1 protein-coding gene is annotated in these 255 nt (G+C 60.0%); it reads right to left on the reverse strand.

Translation table 11 applies throughout. The annotated features are described in order from the left end of the window. Positions 1 to 255: IS3 family transposase (locus FMM79_RS00020; protein ID WP_148625001.1), on the reverse strand; the 255-nt coding region annotated here is incomplete at both ends.

Consider the following 255-nt stretch of genomic DNA (forward strand, 5'->3'; position numbering starts at 1 on the left):
TCGATCGCCATCTTCTTCATCAGGCTCGCGACATGGCAGCGGCCGATCGTGATGCCCTCCTGACGAAGAAAGTCGCGCATCATCCGGCTGCCTGCGAACGGAAACTCCAGATGCAGCGCGTCGATGCGACGCATGATCGCAAGATCTTCGGACGAAACCGGCCGCGGCAGATAATAGACACTACCCCGGCTGATCCCCAGTTCCTTCGCTTGGCGCTTCACGGGCAAGGTATGCGAGCGGTCGATCATCGCCTTG

Origin of the sequence: Novosphingobium sp. BW1, assembly GCF_008107685.1 — a bacterium.
GTDB lineage: Bacteria > Pseudomonadota > Alphaproteobacteria > Sphingomonadales > Sphingomonadaceae > Novosphingobium.